The sequence below is a fragment of the Sporichthyaceae bacterium genome (assembly GCA_036269075.1).
Taxonomy (GTDB): Bacteria; Actinomycetota; Actinomycetes; order Sporichthyales; family Sporichthyaceae; genus DASQPJ01.
This window is the reverse complement of sequence record DATASX010000036.1, coordinates 1-14,135: the sequence shown is the minus strand read 5'-3', so window position 1 is coordinate 14,135 and position 14,135 is coordinate 1. Positions and strand designations below refer to the sequence as shown.

The following is a 14,135-nucleotide window of genomic DNA, read 5'->3' as shown; positions in this document are numbered from 1 at the left end:
GATCCGCGCGGTCAGACGACCGCGGACAAAGCCATCACAGCCCCGAACCCCACCACCGAGACGGCGGTCTCCATCACCGACCAGGTCTTGAACGTCTGACCCACCGTCAGCCCGAACAGCTCCTTCACCAGCCAGAAGCCGGAGTCGTTGACGTGCGACAGGAAGAGCGAGCCGGCCCCGATAGCCAACGCCAGCAGCGCGGTGTGAGTGCCCGTCAGGTTTCCGGCCAGCGGGGCGACGATTCCCGCCGCGGTGATCGTCGCCACCGTTGCGGACCCGGTCGCCAGCCGCAGCGCGACCGCGATCAGGTAGCCGAGCAGCAGCACCGACAGATGCGCCCCGTGCGCGAACTTGGCCACCGAGTCGCCCACCCCGGCCCCGATCAGGCTCTGCTTGAACCCGCCGCCGGCCCCGACGATGAGGATCACGGAGGCGACCGGTGCGACCCCGGCGGACAGCCGGGCCGAGATCTCCGAACCGGTCAGGCCGACCGCCCGACCGAAGCTCAGCATCGCCAGCAGCACCCCGACGGTCAGCGCAATCAACGGTTCGCCGATGAAGTCCAGGACCTTTCGGGCCGGCGGCGGGCTGCCGGTGTCCCAGGCGATGTCCGCCGCCGCCTTGCCCAACATCAGCACCACCGGGCAGAGGATCGTGCCGAGCGTCGCCGGGAAGCTCGGCCGCCGCTGCGGTTCCGGGGTGGTGTCCTGGGCCGTTCCGCCGCGCGGACCGGGCACCTTCGGCGCCGAGGCCATCACCGGTACCCAGCGCGCCAGCACGAATCCCAGCAGCGGGCCGCAGAGCACCACGGTCGGGATCGCGACCAGGATGCCCAGTGCCAGCGTCGTGCCCAGTTGGGCGTGCACTGCGGAGATCGCGATCAATGGCCCGGGGTGGGGCGGGATCAGCCCGTGCAGAACCGAGAGCCCAGCCAGCGCCGGGATCGCCACCCGCATCAGCCGAGCACCGGAGTGGTCGGCGACCAGGACGATCACCGGCAGCAGCAGGACCAGCCCGATCTCGAAGAACATCGGCAACCCGATGATCACCGCGACCAGCGCCAGCGCCCACGGCAGCAGGACCTCCCGCGTGCGCGACAACAACGTCTCGACGACCCGGTCCGAACCGCCGGAGTCGGCCAGCAGTCGGCCGAGCATCGCCCCCAGGGCGATCAGCAGGCCGACCTCCTGAAGCGTCGAACCCACCCCGGACTCGAAGTTGCTCACGACCTTGTCCGCCGGAACGCCCGCGGCGAAACCGACCAGCATCGAACCGACCAGCAGCGCCAGGAACGGGTGCAGCTTGCCCACGACGATCGCCGCGACGATGACGATGATGCCGCCGAGGGTGACCGCGATCAGGCGCGTGTCGTGGGAGTTCCACGGCGCGCCACCGATCACGGCGGCGAAGTGAACAGCGTGGTCAGGCATCGGCCCGACGCAGCCTGGCGATGATCTCGTCTGCCGTCTGCGCGGCGGTGCCGGTGACCTCGACGGTGATCGCGTCCTCGTCGGGGCCGAGCGGCTCCAGGTCGGCGAACTGGGAGTCCAGCAGGGCGGCCGGCATGAAGTGACCGGTGCGCGCCACCAGGCGGTCGCCGATCCGTTCCCTGCTGCCCGCCAGGTGGACGAACACGACGCCGGGGCCGCGCAGCACATCCCGGTAGCGGCGTTTCAACGCTGAGCAGGTCACGATGCCTGGCTCACCCGCGGCGCGGCGTTCGGCGATCCAGGCGGCGATGCGCTCCAGCCACGGTGCCCGGTCGGCGTCGTCCAACGCGTGGCCGGCGGCCATCTTGGCGATGTTGGCCGGCGGGTGCAGGTCGTCGCCCTCGGCGAACGGCCAACCGAGCCGCCCGGCCAGCAGGGCTGCCACGCTCGACTTGCCCGACCCGGAGACGCCCATCAGGACCAGCACTCGCGCAGGGACGGCCTCGGTAGTCGCATCAGCAGCTGAACCGGCCAAGCTGTCCACACCTCCGCGTCGCGACGGGTGACGAGCGGTCCGATTCTGCCCGTGCCGGACTTACCCCGATCGAGCGGCTGCGCGAACGAGGTCCTTACGCCGCAGCCGACTCAACTCAGCGATCGGTGAACCCGCCAGCCGCGCGAGCAGATCGGCTGGGTCGTCGTAGATGGCCAATGCGCCCGCTTCCCGCAGAGCCGCCTCCGAGATCCCGCCGCACAGCACCGCGACGCAGGCCACACCGGCCCGTTTCGCGGCGTGGACGTCCCAGACGGTGTCTCCGACCATCAGCGCCCGGTCGGCGGTGGTTCCGGCCGCGTCCAGGGCCGCGTGCACCAGGTCCGGGTTCGGCTTGGTCGCGTCCACGTCGCCGGAGTCGGTCATCGCGTCGATCACGTCGTCGGCGCCGATCGCGGCGCGCAGATGCACCGCCTCGGCCGAGGAACAGCTGGAGGCCAGCACCACGCGGTGACCGGCCTGCGCGACCGCGCGCAGCAGGTCGGCGGCACCCGGCAGCGCGACCAGTCCGTGCAGATCGGGTGCGTAGAAGTGGGTGTGCGCCTCGTCGAGCCGACGGGCCAGCTCCGGATCGAGGTCGTCGCCGAGGATCGCGGGCAGGAACTGGTCCGTGCCCTTGCCGACGGTGGCATGGAGCCAGCTCATCGGGATGGTGATGTCCTCGGTTCGAAACGCCCGCCACCAGGCAACGGTATGCAGGTAGTTGGTGTCGACGAGAGTTCCGTCGACGTCGAACAGAACAGCGGTGCGATCAGCCATACCCGACCCCTACCCGGAGAGAACGACGCGGACCCAGGGGCCGGATTCCGCGACTCAGGCGGCACCCGCCGTCGGCTCGTCCAGCAGGCCGGCGCGCAGTTGGGTCAGGATCCGGTTGAGCAGACGCGAGACGTGCATCTGCGAGCAACCGAGTTGTCGGCCGATCTCGACCTGCGTGCAGTCCTGGTAGAAGCGCAGCTCGAGCAGTCGGCGGTCGCGGTCGTCGAGTTCGGCCAGCAGCGGCCGCAGCGCGTTGCAGTCCACCAGCAGGTCCATCACGGGGTCCTTCGAGCCGAGCATGTCGGCCAGGCTGAAGGACTCGTCGCCGTCATGCCCCACCGGCGCGTCCAGCGACGCGGTGGTGAAGTTGTCGTCGGCCGCCTCGGCCTCGGCGACCAGGGACTCGGGCAGGCCGCAGTGCTCGGCCAACTCGGTCATCGTGGGCGCCCGGTTCAGCTTGTGCGTGAGTTCCTCGGCGGAGCTGCGCAGCACCGCCTTGGCCTCCTGCAGTCGGCGCGGCAGCCGCACCCAGCGGCGCTTGTCGCGGAACCAGCGGCGGATCTCGCCCTGGACGGTCGGGCGGGCGAACGAGACGAAGTCGCTGCCCCGGTCGACGTCGAACCGGTCGACCGCGAGGACCAGGCCCAGGTAGCCGACCTGGCGCAGTTCCTCGACGTCGACGGCCTGGTTGGCGTACTGCGCGGCCAACCAACGGACCAGTCCGGTGTGTCGACTGACCAGGGTCTCGCGAATCCGGTCGCGGTCGGCGGGTTGCGCCGTGCGGAGCATTCGGAACAGGTCCCCGTCGGTGAGTTCGGCCAGAGTTCGACCGGGCGGACCGAATGCGCGGGCTTCCGCGGCGGCAGCCGAACGGGTAGCGGTCTTGGTGCTGGTAATCACGGGCGTTTCCCTCCGTACTGCGGACCTTGGCCGGCTGTGTGACCGAGGCCCGTCGGGGCAGACCGATCTCGTACCCCGACATATCGATCACTAGGTCGCCGGCGGGCAGGGCAAACGACATCGCGCGGCCGAAATCCGCAGCGTCCGGAACCGGGCGCAGGCTCTGTGACGGTTCCCACACCAGGCCCGGACCAGCGAGGCAGGCCCGGCCAGCGAGACAGGAGAGTCAGTGGGTGGATCGTTCGAGCGCGACAGCAGCTATCTGAGCGACCGGGTCACCGCCGACGGCCGCGACGGTTGGCCGGTCGAAGCCGGTCGCTACCGGTTGGTCGTCGCCCGGGCCTGCCCCTGGGCGCACCGCGCGGTGATCGTGCGGCGACTGCTCGGGCTGGAGGACGCCCTGTCGATGGGCATCGCCGGGCCGACCCACGACGAACGCAGTTGGACCTTCACGCTGGACCGCGACGGCCGTGATCCCGTGCTCGGCATCCACCGTCTCCGGGAGGCTTTCCTGGCCCGCGACCCCGGCTACGCCAAGGGCATCACAGTGCCGACGATCGTCGACGTGCCCAGCGGCAAGGCGGTCACCAACGACATCGGCACGATCACCGAGGACCTTGCCCACGAGTGGGTCGCCCTGCACCGCCCCGGCGCGCCGGACCTGTGGCCGCAAGACCTGCGGGCCGAGATCGACGAGGTCAACGAGGTCGTCTACGCCGACGTGAACAACGGCGTGTACCGGTGCGGTTTCGCGACCGAGCAGAAATCCTACGAGCAGGCCTACGACCGCTTGTTCGCGCGCCTGGACTGGCTGTCCGAACGTCTGCGCACCCAGCGGTACCTGGTAGGCGACACGATCACCGAGGCCGACGTCCGGTTGTTCCCGACCCTGGTCCGCCTCGACGCGGTCTACCACGGGCACTTCAAGTGCAACCGCAACAAGCTGACCGAGGACCCCGTGCTTTGGGCCTACGCACGCGACCTGTACCAAACCCCGGGCATCGGTGACACGGTCGACTTCGTCCAGATCAAGCAGCACTACTACCAGGTGCACCGGAACGTGAACCCGACCGGGATCGTGCCCGCCGGGCCGCAACTGTCGGGCTGGCTGGACCCCCACGGTCGGGACTCCCTCGGGGGACGACCGTTCGGTTCCGGGACCGCTCCCGCGCCTCCCGAACCGGCCGAACGGGTCCCGGTGGAGAACGCGCCGCGGCCCTACTGAACCAACGTGCTGACCGGGCCGGCTCAGGCGGCTGCGGCGTCGTCGGTGAGCCCGGCGCGCAACCGGTCGTGGATGCCTGCCAACACCCGGGAGATCTGCATCTGCGAACAGCCGAGCTCCTGCCCGATCTGGCTCTGGGTCCGTTCCTGGTAGTAGCGCAGGTGCAGGATCAGGCGGTCGCGGTCGCTCAGTTCCTCGACCAAGGGCTTGAGTGCGTCGCAGTCGACCAGGAAGTCCAGTCGAGTGTCCGGAAAACCGACAGTGTCGGCGATCGTGAATGTCTCCTCGCCGTCGTGGCCGGCGGGGGCGTCCAACGAGACTGGGGCGAAGGTGTCCTGCGCCGCCGCAGCCTCACGGACCAGCGGTTCGGGCAGGCCGAGGTACTCGGCCAGTTCGGCGTCATTCGGCACGCGGTGCAGGTCGTGCGTCAACGTCTCGGCCGCGACGCGAATCGCTGCCTTGTTCTCCTGGATGCGCCGGGGCATCCGTACCCACCGACGCTCGTCGCGGAAGTATCGGCGGATCTCGCCCTGCACGGTCGGCCGGGCGAACGAGACGAATTCGTACCCGCGGTCGACGTCGAACCGGTCGATGGCCGTGACCAGGCCCAGGTACCCGACCTGCCGCAGATCCTCCACGTCGACCGGGTTGTTGGCGTACTGTCCGGCGAGCCAGCGGACCAAGCCGCTGTGTCGGGTCACCAACGCCTCGCGGATCGCTTCGGCCTGCGCCCCGGACGCTTCCCGCAGGTCCTGGAACAACTCCTCATCCGAGCGGGCGGGCAGGTCCGCGTTCAGACGCTGCGCCGCAGCGGAGTGGGCGGACCAGTGACCGATGCGGTTGGCGAGCTTCATCAAACATCCGTCTTCCTTACTGTTGCAGGCCGATTGTGTGACCCACCGGGCGGGCGACCGAGGTTGTCGGTGCCACCCCCTTGATTCGGCTTGTTCGGCCGCGTGGGATGGCAAACCGCCCGCGGCGCCTCGATCTGGTGCAGTTCGGGATTTTGCCGTTGCCGACGATTTTCGGCCTCCGATTCGGACCCCCCAGCTGGGTATCCCGCACTCGAGGGCTGGGTGTGAACCAGCTCGGAGTCGACAAGGGAGGACTTGGCAATGGCCGACGGAACTCGTGGATTCGCAAGCATGGACGCCGAGCGGCAACGCCGGATCGCCAGCCAGGGCGGCAAGGCCAGCGGCGGCAACTTCGCCAACGACCCGCAGCGCGCCCGCGAGGCCGGGCGCAAGGGCAACCAGGCGCAACCCACCGAGGCGAAGGCTGAAGGTGGTCGGCGCAGCCATCAGAACCGCTGAGGTCTGATTCGGCCGGCCCGCCCGGGTAGGCCAGGAGGAGACGATGAACGAAGGGAGAAATGTGTCTGAGAGCACGACGAACGACGCACCGACGACCACGGCCCCGAAGGGTGCGCAGGCCACCTCGATGCTCCCGAACGAGGCCCGGATGCAGTCGCGGAAGGGTTCGCTCCTGCAGGTGGCGGCTCGATCTCTGCGCGGGGTTCTCGGCGGTGTCGTGCACCTTGCCGGGGCCGGGTTCCGGTGGATCACAGCTAGGGGCGAGGCCGGGACGCCCTCGGGGGACGGCGCGACGCGGGACGTCGTCCTGCCCCCGCAGGACACCGCGACGGCGGCCGGGTCGCAGCTGCACCAACCGGGTGAGGGCGTGTTCCCGATCCCGCGCTACGACGAACTCTCCGCCGGCGACGCGGTCACCGCGGTGCGCACCCTTTCCGACTTGGCGCATGTTCAGGCGGTCTCCCGCCATGAGCGCAACAACAAGGCACGCTCCACGGTGATCAGCGCGATCGAGGAGCGGGTCGCGGACCTGTCGGCCCGGGCCTGACTGGCAGAAATGGAGCACCGGCATGGGAAAGGTCATGTACAAGCCGCTGTCCGCGGTTTCTGGTGCCCTGGCGGGCGTGTTGGCCGGTCGACTGTTCGACCTGCTGTGGAGGCGCCTCGGCGAGGGTGACAGCGCCCCGGACCCGGAGGAGAAGTACGTGGGTTGGGGAACGGTGCTGCTGGGCGCGGCGTTGGAGGGCGTCATCTACGCGACCGTTCGCGCGGCGGTCAAACGGGGCGGGGCGACCGGCGTCGAGAAGGTCACGGGCACCTGGCCGGGGCCCGCCGAGGCGCAAGCTGCCTGAAACCCGGTCAGCAAACATTTTCGCCTCGTCGTGCCCGGGTAGACCGAACCTACGGAGCCCGACGGCGGGGGAGACGACGAGACCAGCACGACAGGACATCAGGGAGGAAAAATGGTTCAGGAGAAGAGCGGCCCGGAGGCAGCGGCCGGCGGTGTCATGGAGGACCTGAAGGGCAAGGCCAAGGAAGCCTTCGGCAGCGTCAGCGGGAACGACGACCTCAAGCGCGAGGGTCAGGCTCAGCAGGACAAGGCCAAGGCCGAGCGTGAGGTCGCCGGCAAGGAGGCCGAGGCCGAGCAGGCGCGGTCCCGCGCCGAGGCCCACGAGGCCCAGCAGCGCAGCCACCAGTGATGCGTCACCGGTGATTCACTGACTGAAGTTCGAGCATGCCCGTCCGGAAAGCAGTTTCGGGCGGGCATCTCGACGTCCGCCCGTGCCTCAGCCGTCCGTTTCCCGACGGGGACTGTGGTGGATCCGCCAGGGCGCTACCGCCCAGGTGCACAGGACCCACAGCGCGGTGCAGATGCCGATCACCAGACCCGGCACCGGGCCCGCGACGATGTCGAAGATCAGAAAGGTCACGCCCACCAGCGCGGTCCCGAACAGTCCGGCCCCGGCCAGCGCGCACCGGTGCGCCCAACGCACGATCCAGGCCCGCCGGTGCTCCCGGAAGAGAAGACGGTGGGTCAGCACCGGCGCCACCAGCAGTGTCGTGGCCGAGACCGCCAGCGCGACATCGGCAAGGTAGACCCGCTGCTGGACGTCGTCCAGAAGCGCGAAGCGCTGTTGGAACGGAAGGGTGAGCAGGAATCCCGTCAACAGTTGGACGCCGGTCTGGGTGACGCGGACCTCCTGGAGCAGCTCGGTCCAGTTGCGGTCCAGCTGTCCGACGGGACTCTCATGGCGCTCGGCCGCCGCTTCGGTCACCGCCGCCGAGTCGCGACGCGCAGTCCTGCCTGACTCGGTGCACGAGCCCACGGCGCTGCTCCTCTGCCATCGAACGACCGGTTTTTTGCTGAATACCCGAATCGGAAGCGAACTCACGACGGGGCGTCCGGCCCACCGTTTCGCCGGTCCCGCCTCTGGGCAGGTCGTAGATGACATCGGACACGGCCGCGGGGGGATGAGGGTTCGATGAAAACCCGCGCGGCACAGGCGGATTCGCTGGTACGGGACCTGTGCGACGTCCTCGGCGAGGATGTCCGCTCCGACGCCGGTGCACGCGCGGCCTACAGCACGGACTCCTCGAACTACCGCCAGACCCCGACGGCGGTCGTCGAACCCCGAACCGTCGAAGCCGTGGTCGTCGTGGTGGGGATCTGCCGTTCGCACGGCGCACCGCTGCTGGCCCGTGGCGGCGGGACCAGCCTGGCCGGGCAGACGACCAACACCGCTGTCGTGCTCGACTTCACCCGCCACTTGAACAAGTTGATCTCGGTCGACCCGGCGGCGGCCACGTGCGTGGTCGAACCGGGCATCGCGCTGGACGACCTGAACCGGCAACTCGCCGAGCACGGCCTGATGTTCGGTCCCCGTCCCTCCACCCACCGCAGTTGCACGATCGGCGGGATGATCGGCAACAACTCCTGTGGGGCGACCGCCCAGGCCTACGGAAAGACCGTCGACAACATCGCGCGCCTCGAAGTGCTCACCTACGACGGCGCGCGGTTCTGGGCCGGCCCGACCGACGACGAGGCCTACCAGAAGGTGTTGACCGAGGGTGGCCGGATCGCGCAGATACATCGCGCATTGCGGGAACTGGCCACGGACGAGGCGGACGAGATCCGGAAGCGTTACCCGCAGATCCCGCGGCGGGTCTCCGGCTACAACCTCGACTCGTTGCTGCCGGAGAACAACTTCGACTTGGGCCGTGCCTTGGTCGGCTCGGAAGGCACGCTGGCGATCGTGCTGCAGGCCGAACTGCTGCTGGTGCCGGTGCCCAAGGCGAAAGCTCTTGTGGTGCTGGGATTCCCGGACATCGCCGCCGCCGCGGACGCGGTGCCGACGGTGCTCGAGCACGATCCGTGGCAGTTGGAGGGGATGGACGAGGTCCTGATCAACCTCGACCGGGAGCAGGGCCTGGCCGAGAGTGCGATCCGTGGCCTGCCGGCCGGCGGCGGTTGGCTCACCGTGCAGTTCACCGGCAACGATCCCGAAGCGGCCGAGCAGAAAGCGCACGGGCTGCTGGAACGGATGCGTTCGTTGTCCGGTGAAAAGGCCCCGCATACGGTGGAGATCGACGACCCAGCCAAGGAGGAGCGTCTCCAAGAGGCCCGGGAGGCCGGTCTCGGCGCGACCGCCCATCCCCTTGGCAAGCACGAGACCTGGGAGGGCTGGGAGGACTCGGCGGTGCCGCCGGACAAGCTGGGCGACTACCTGCGCGACCTGCGTTCGTTGCTCGACGAGTTCGGCTTCGACCGGGAGGAGACTGCGCTCTACGGCCATTTCGGCCAGGGCTGCGTGCACACCCGGATCCCGTTCGAGTTGCGTACGGCCGACGGCATCAAGCACTACCGCAGCTTCGTCGAGCGCGCCGCGGATCTTGTGGTGTCCTACGGCGGATCACTGTCCGGTGAGCACGGCGACGGGCAGTCGCGCGGCGAGTTGCTGGGCAAGATGTTCGGCCGCCGCCTGGTGCACGCCTTCGGGCAGGTCAAGAACCTGTTCGACCCGGACAACCGGATGAACCCCGGCAAGGTGGTGGCGGCGAACCCGCTGGACTCCCACCTGCGACTGGGCACTGACTTCGCGCCGAAGAAGTTCCTGACCGTCTTCGCCTACCCCGGCGACGACAATCAGTTCAGCAAGGTCGCCCGCCGGTGCGTCGGGATCGGCTCGTGCCGCAACTCCGACAGCAGCGACCAGGTCATGTGCCCGTCGTACATGGTGACTCGCGACGAAGTGCACTCCACCCGGGGCCGGGCGCGGCTGCTGTACGAGATGGTCCGCGGCGAGACGATCAGCGACGGCTGGCGCTCGACCGAGGTCCGCGACGCTCTCGACCTCTGCCTGGCCTGCAAGGGCTGCAAGTCCGACTGCCCGGTCGGGGTGGACATGGCCACCTACAAGGCCGAGTTCCTCTCCCACCACTACAAGCACCGGCCGCGGCCCCGGGCGCACCTGTCGATGGGCTGGCTCCCGCTGTGGGCTCGGCTGGCCGCGCCCGCGGCGGGTGTCGTCAACGCCGCGACCCAGGCTCCCGGTCTGAAGGACGTCCTGAAACGACTCGGCGGAATCGCGCCGGAGCGCGAACTGCCGAAGTTCGCCCCTCGTCGATTCACCGACGACTGGGCAGCGCGGCCGGTCCGTACCGGGGCGCGCGGGACCGTGTTGTTGTGGCCGGATACGTTCAGCAATTCCTTCCACCCGCAGGTGATGCACTCGGCGGTCGAGGTACTCCAGGACGCGGGCTTCACCGTCCGGCTGCCCACTCGCAGCGTGTGCTGCGGACTGACCTGGATCTCCACCGGCCAACTGGGGATCGCCAAGCAGGTCCTGGAGCGCACGCTGGGTCTGCTCCGCGGCCCGATCCGTGCCGGGGTCCCGATGGTGGTGCTGGAACCGTCCTGCGCCGCGGTGTTCCGCTCGGACGGCCCGGACCTGTTGCCGCACCGGGAGGACATGCGTCGGCTGTCCCGGCAGACGTTCACGCTCGCCGAGGTGCTCACCAAGCGTGCCCCGGACTGGGAACCACCACAGGTGGGTGGCGACGCGCTGGTCCAGACCCACTGCCACCAGCACGCCGTGCTCGGCAGCGAGGCCGACGACCAACTGCTGAGAGCCGCAGGCGTGGATGCCGAGCGGCTCGGTTCCGGATGCTGCGGGCTGGCCGGGAACTTCGGGTTCGAGGCCGGCCACCACGAGGTCTCGATGGCCGCGGCCGAGCGAGTTCTGCTGCCGCGCGTCCGCGCGGCAGGTTTCGCCACCGCGGTCCTGGCCGACGGCTTCAGTTGTCGGACGCAGATCGAACAGGCCGACACCGGGCACGAGCCGATGCATCTGGCCCAACTACTGGCGCGCGGACTGTCCCGCCGGAAGCTCACCACCAGCACGCCGGAGGCCGGCGTCGAGGAGAGGATCACCTGATGAGCAGTCAGACCGTTGCCGATCACGTGCTGGAGCGCCTGCGCGAGTGGGGCGTCGACCAGGTGTTCGGCTACGCCGGCGACGGCATCAACGGGCTGCTCGCCGCGTGGCAACGGGCGGACAACAAGCCCACGTTCATCCAGGCCCGGCACGAGGAGATGGCCGCGTTCTCGGCCTGTGCCTACGCGAAGTTCTCCGGCCAGGTCGGGGTCTGCACAGCAACCAGCGGCCCGGGCGCGATCCACCTGCTCAACGGGCTCTACGACGCGCTGCTCGACCACGTGCCGGTCGTGGCGATCGTCGGGCAGACCAGCCGCTCGGCCATGGGCGGGTCCTACCAGCAGGAGGTGGATCTGGTCTCCTTGTTCAAGGACGTCGCCGGCGCCTACTGCCAGATGGTCACGGTCCCCGAGCAGTTGCCAAATGTGCTGGACCGCGCGATGCGCATCGCGGCCACCCGTCGCACCGTCACAGCCGTGATCATCCCGTCGGACGTGCAGGAGCTGAGGTACAGCGCGCCGGGCCACGAGTTCAAGATGGTGCCCTCCAGCCGTGACCTGACCTGGTCCGTCCCGGTGCCCTCGGACGCCGACCTGGAGCGAGCCGCGGCCATTCTCAACCAGGCGAAGCGGCCCGCGATCCTGGTCGGCCAGGGCGCCCGCGGTGCCGCGGCCGAGGTCACGCAGTTGGCCGAACTGCTCGGCGCCGGGGTCGCGAAAGCCCTGCTGGGCAAGGATGTCCTGCCCGATGAGCCGGCCTGGGTGACCGGCTCGATCGGGCTGCTGGGTACCCGGCCGTCGTACGAGTTGATGTCGAAGTGCGATGCGCTGCTGGTGGTCGGGTCGAACTTCCCGTACAGCCAGTTCCTGCCGGACTACGGGCAGGCCCGGGGCATCCAGATCGACATCGACCCGACCATGATCGGGCTGCGTTACCCGTTCGAGGTCAACCTGGTCGGCGACGCCGCGGCGACGCTGCGCGCGCTGCTGCCCCGGCTGGTCGCGAACTCCGACCGGTCGTGGCGCAAGCAGATCGAGAGCAACACCGCGCGGTGGTGGGACGTGATGGCCCGTCGCGCCCACGTCGAGGCCGACCCCATCAACCCGGAGTACGTCTTCCACGAACTCTCACCGCGGCTGCCCGACGACGCCGTGATCACCGCCGACTCCGGTTCGTCGACGAACTGGTACGCCCGCCACGTCAAGATGCGAGGCACGATGCGTGCCACGCTCTCTGGCACGTTGGCCACGATGGGCTGCGGCGTGCCGTACGCGATCGGTGCCAAGTACGCGATGCCGGACCGACCGGTTTACGCCTTGGTCGGCGATGGCGCGATGCAGATGAACGGCATCAACGAGATGATCACCATCGCGAAGTACTGGCGGAACTGGGCCGACCCGCGCCTGGTGATCGCCGTTCTGCACAATGACGACCTGAACCAGGTCACCTGGGAGCTTCGCGGGATGGGCGGCTCGCCGCAGTTCCTGCCCTCGCAGCAGTTGCCCGACTTCCCCTACGCCGGCTACGCCCGCAGCCTCGGCCTGGTCGGGATCTCGGTGGAGAAGCCGAGCGAGGTGGCCGACGCCTGGGACTCGGTCCTGGCCGCCGATCGACCCGCGCTGATCGAGTTCCGGACCGACCCCGCCGTGCCGCCGATCCCGCCGCACGCCACCTGGGCCCAGATCGAGAACGCCGTCGAGGCCCTGGTCCGCGGCGACTCCGACCGCTTCGATGTCGTCAAGGAAGGGATCAAGACCAAGGTGCAGGACTTCCTGCCCGGTCCTGGGCACAAACACCAGGATGAGCACGGGTGACGGTGCGTCAGTTCCCATCGATCGCCGGGGTGATGACCTCGGTCTGGACGGTCCCGACCGACTTCCCGGAGGCCGATGGCACGGCGGACTGGGACGGCACAACTCTGGTGCTGGCCCAGGTGATCGCCGGGAGCGAGGTCGGCCTGGGCTGGACCTACGGCTCACCTGCCTGCGCCGCGGTGATCGAGCAGACGCTGGCTCCGGTGCTGGTCGACCACGACCCGATGGCCACCACGGCGGCGTGGACGGCGATGGTCCGGGCGCTGCGCAACCTCGGCCGTCCGGGCATCGGCGGCATGGCGCTGTCGGCCGTGGACTACGCGTTGTGGGATCTGAAGGCCCGACTGCTGGAGATCCCATTGCACCGACTGCTCGGCGCCGTGCGCGGCGACGTCGCGGTCTACGGCAGCGGCGGGTTCATCACCTACGACGACGCCCGATTGCGCGAGCAGGTGCGGTCCTGGCAGGACGAGGGCATGACCCGGGTGAAGATCAAGATCGGGGAGAACTGGGGGACCGCCGAGGAGCGCGACCTGCGCCGCGTCGAGCAGGTGCGGGAGTGGATCGGGCCGGACGTCGAGCTTTTCGTCGACGCGAACGGGGCCTACTCGGCCGCGCAGGCGATCCGGCTGGCCAGGGCCATGGAACGGTATGACGTGCGGTGGTTCGAGGAGCCGGTCTCCAGCGAGGACACCGACGGTCTGCGCGCCGTACGGGAACGCAGTCGGGCGGAGGTGGCCGCCGGCGAGTACGGGCACAGCCTGGCGGACCTGGCGCGGTTGTGCACCACACAGGCGGTCGGGTGTTTGCAGATCGACGTGACGCGGTGCGGCGGGATCACCGAGTTCCTGCGCGCCGCGGCCGTGGCCGCTGCGCACGGACTCGACGTGTCCGGGCATTGTGCGCCGAATCTGCATGCGCCGCTGCTGGCGGCCCTTCCGAACGCTCGACACGTCGAGTGGTTCCACGACCATCGGCGGATTGAGGCAATGCTGTTTGAGGGGGCGCTGGAGCCGAGGGGTGGAACAGTGCGATTGCGCGAAGATCAACCGGGACTGGGGATTCATCCTCGGCCTGAGCCTTCTGAGGATAAGCACCGCAACGACAGCGGGAACCCCATCGGACGCGCAACGAAATAACGGCGCAGCGGAGCCCACCTGAGCCGACCACGGCGGGGGTAGTACGGGCCTGGTCCGTGGCCCGCCAA

The 14,135-nt window shown here is 69.3% G+C and carries 14 protein-coding genes; 8 read left to right on the top strand and 6 right to left on the bottom strand.

Going from position 1 to position 14,135, the window contains the following annotated elements; translation table 11 throughout:
• Positions 1-11 precede the first annotated feature (11 nt).
• From VHU88_07030 to VHU88_07015, 4 genes are read right to left on the bottom strand one after another with little or no spacing between them, the layout of a single operon-like run.
• Positions 12-1,430, bottom strand: a complete 1,419-nt coding sequence (locus VHU88_07030; protein ID HEX3611425.1) for a gluconate:H+ symporter — start codon at positions 1,428-1,430, stop codon at positions 12-14.
• On the bottom strand, positions 1,423-1,965 hold the full coding sequence (locus VHU88_07025; protein ID HEX3611424.1) for a gluconokinase: 543 nt from the start codon (positions 1,963-1,965) through the stop codon (positions 1,423-1,425). Before VHU88_07025 ends, VHU88_07030 begins: the two co-directional genes overlap by 8 nt.
• 60 nt (positions 1,966-2,025) lie before the next feature.
• Positions 2,026-2,742 carry an HAD family hydrolase gene (locus VHU88_07020; protein HEX3611423.1) on the bottom strand — a complete coding sequence of 239 codons (717 nt, stop codon included), beginning with the start codon at positions 2,740-2,742 and terminating at the stop codon, positions 2,026-2,028.
• A gap of 54 nt (positions 2,743-2,796) precedes the next feature.
• The gene (locus VHU88_07015; protein ID HEX3611422.1) at positions 2,797-3,642 is read right to left on the bottom strand and encodes a SigB/SigF/SigG family RNA polymerase sigma factor; all 846 of its coding nucleotides are present in this window, start codon (positions 3,640-3,642) and stop codon (positions 2,797-2,799) included.
• Between the two features lie 229 nt (positions 3,643-3,871).
• Between VHU88_07015 and VHU88_07010 the strand changes: the two genes are divergently transcribed.
• Entirely contained in the window at positions 3,872-4,867 is a 996-nt protein-coding gene (locus tag VHU88_07010) for a glutathione S-transferase C-terminal domain-containing protein (GenBank protein HEX3611421.1), read from the top strand.
• A 23-nt stretch (positions 4,868-4,890) separates the two neighbouring features.
• On the opposite strand, the gene VHU88_07005 is transcribed toward VHU88_07010, so the two are convergent.
• Positions 4,891-5,721 carry a sigma-70 family RNA polymerase sigma factor gene (locus tag VHU88_07005; GenBank protein HEX3611420.1) on the bottom strand — a complete coding sequence of 277 codons (831 nt, stop codon included), beginning with the start codon at positions 5,719-5,721 and terminating at the stop codon, positions 4,891-4,893.
• Between the two features lie 261 nt (positions 5,722-5,982).
• Between VHU88_07005 and VHU88_07000 the strand changes: the two genes are divergently transcribed.
• The 4 genes from VHU88_07000 (at position 5,983) to VHU88_06985 (ending at position 7,379) form a co-directional block, all read left to right on the top strand.
• Complete coding sequence (locus VHU88_07000) at positions 5,983-6,180, top strand: general stress protein (protein HEX3611419.1); 198 nt, start codon at positions 5,983-5,985, stop codon at positions 6,178-6,180.
• Between the two features lie 61 nt (positions 6,181-6,241).
• Positions 6,242-6,727, top strand: a complete 486-nt coding sequence (locus tag VHU88_06995) for a hypothetical protein (protein ID HEX3611418.1) — start codon at positions 6,242-6,244, stop codon at positions 6,725-6,727.
• A gap of 22 nt (positions 6,728-6,749) precedes the next feature.
• Positions 6,750-7,031 (top strand): DUF4235 domain-containing protein, encoded by a 282-nt coding sequence (locus VHU88_06990; protein ID HEX3611417.1) that lies wholly within the window; start codon positions 6,750-6,752, stop codon positions 7,029-7,031.
• A 111-nt stretch (positions 7,032-7,142) separates the two neighbouring features.
• On the top strand, positions 7,143-7,379 hold the full coding sequence (locus VHU88_06985; protein ID HEX3611416.1) for a hypothetical protein: 237 nt from the start codon (positions 7,143-7,145) through the stop codon (positions 7,377-7,379).
• A gap of 87 nt (positions 7,380-7,466) precedes the next feature.
• On the opposite strand, the gene VHU88_06980 is transcribed toward VHU88_06985, so the two are convergent.
• Positions 7,467-7,955, bottom strand: coding sequence for a DUF6328 family protein (locus VHU88_06980; GenBank protein ID HEX3611415.1), 489 nt, complete (start codon positions 7,953-7,955; stop codon positions 7,467-7,469).
• A 207-nt stretch (positions 7,956-8,162) separates the two neighbouring features.
• Between VHU88_06980 and VHU88_06975 the strand changes: the two genes are divergently transcribed.
• Genes VHU88_06975 through VHU88_06965 form a run of 3 tightly spaced genes read left to right on the top strand, consistent with a single transcriptional unit; the run spans position 8,163 to position 14,067 of the window.
• Complete coding sequence (locus tag VHU88_06975) at positions 8,163-11,114, top strand: FAD-binding and (Fe-S)-binding domain-containing protein (GenBank protein ID HEX3611414.1); 2,952 nt, start codon at positions 8,163-8,165, stop codon at positions 11,112-11,114.
• Positions 11,114-12,928: a thiamine pyrophosphate-requiring protein gene (locus tag VHU88_06970; protein ID HEX3611413.1), complete on the top strand. Its 1,815-nt coding sequence runs from the start codon at positions 11,114-11,116 to the stop codon at positions 12,926-12,928. The genes VHU88_06975 and VHU88_06970 overlap by 1 nt, the downstream gene beginning before the upstream one ends.
• Positions 12,925-14,067 (top strand): enolase C-terminal domain-like protein, encoded by a 1,143-nt coding sequence (locus VHU88_06965; GenBank protein HEX3611412.1) that lies wholly within the window; start codon positions 12,925-12,927, stop codon positions 14,065-14,067. The genes VHU88_06970 and VHU88_06965 overlap by 4 nt, the downstream gene beginning before the upstream one ends.
• Positions 14,068-14,135 lie beyond the last annotated feature (68 nt).